The following is a 1,498-nucleotide window of genomic DNA, read 5'->3' as shown; positions in this document are numbered from 1 at the left end:
CCCAAGAAAGCAATTGGCGGCATGACGCCGTCCGCTTATGCCCAACATCTGGCAAACACCGATATCATTAACCCCGGACTCTAAACGCGGCCGCTACTCAGGGCGGGGGGACGTCGCCAGAGAAACGTTATAACTCAATTAATCCCAATATTATTGCCTTCACGACTGCATGAGCTCGATTTTCAGAATAAAGTTTCTCTCTTGCAGTTTCCGTGTAAAAATCCACGCTTTTCTTTGAAATTTCTAGTATTTGCGCTATCTCAGCGGCTGTTTTACCCTTCGCAATCCAGGTCAACACATCCACCTCTCTGGAAGATAACAGTGTCTTTCTGCGAGATGAAATTTCTTTCATCGATTGGCCAAATAGAATTTTCCTAGCCCTATGGTGAAAACATTGCGCAAGTATATATATTTCGGAAATTGATGAAATTAATCTTTCCTTTTCCGCCCGCCCCTGCGGCACAAGACTAATCGCAACTGATTCCCCAAACTCGGCTAAGAGAGGAAATGTAATTCCACTTGATAAACCAACGCCACGCGCCTCCATCATGACGCCCGCCTGCCTTTTACTTAATCTACTTAGATCTTTTATGTTGTCCCAGTCAACAAAACCTGATTTCGAAGATAACAATTCAATTACCGGATCAACAGTATCGTATTTTTCCCAGAAATAATACGACAACCAATCTTGGGGATAATTCGTTATTAAAAACCGCTGAGAATCAGACGCCAGATGGCTGTGAGATATGAGTGGACTTATTCGATGGATATTATAGGCGAAAAATCTTACGCCGTAGGCTAACAGGTACTTTTCGAACTTTTCTTGCAAGTCCTTTTTGTCGTTACAGGCTTCCACTTCCTCAATAAAACTTCGAATAAGATCATTTAGCATTCCAATCCTTATCTAGGTCGCGCAGCAGGTCTACTATTCAATTACAGTAGACGTCAAGATGCATGTATCTACCAAGTTGATAATTGCCACATCGTTGAGATAAGTCAATTCGAATTTACTTACTGTTTGTATAGTTGAATCGACATACTTTTAAGAGCCGGAAAAACTATTTGTCTCTGATTTATGCAACGACCATCCCAGTTCATTTTGCATAACATCACACAAAGAAAGAGGGCGAGAATCAATCTTAATCCGAGCAATAATCTGCCTCGCGGTTTAGACTGCCACCTCGGGAGGTATGGTTCCAGGAAGTATGTTACGAAAAACTCCCCTGCTCTACGCTTTTTTGAGTTTAGTACTTTCGCTTTATTAATGTGCACTGAGCAGACACGTATCGGATCGATTAATGCCAGTCGCGGATAGCGCTGGTATAGCTCAGTGCCTGACTCTGGCTGACGGGTCAAGAGCTCCGATCGGCTATTGAACAACCGACGTCCCCCCGCCCTGAGTAGCGGTCGGGTTTAGAGTCCGGGGTTGATGATATCGGTGTTTGCCAGATGTTGGGCATAAGCGGACGGCGTCATGCCGCCAATTGCTTTCTTGGGT

1 protein-coding gene is annotated in these 1,498 nt (G+C 44.2%); it reads right to left on the bottom strand.

Features of this window, described 5'->3' with window-relative positions:
• Window positions 1-127 precede the first annotated feature (127 nt).
• Window positions 128-892: an autoinducer binding domain-containing protein gene (locus tag OZ10_RS21895; protein WP_081419706.1), complete on the bottom strand. Its 765-nt coding sequence runs from the start codon at window positions 890-892 to the stop codon at window positions 128-130.
• Between the last annotated feature and the right edge of the window lie 606 nt (window positions 893-1,498).

The organism is Xanthomonas cannabis pv. cannabis, from assembly GCF_000802365.1.
Taxonomy (GTDB): domain Bacteria; phylum Pseudomonadota; class Gammaproteobacteria; order Xanthomonadales; family Xanthomonadaceae; genus Xanthomonas; species Xanthomonas cannabis.
This window is presented reverse-complemented; position numbering and strand designations above follow the sequence as displayed.

Coding starts and splice junctions, on each gene's coding strand:
- OZ10_RS21895 (WP_081419706.1), bottom strand. CDS start 892: ATGCTAAATGATCTTATTCGAAGTTTTATTGAGGAAGTGGAAGCCTGT.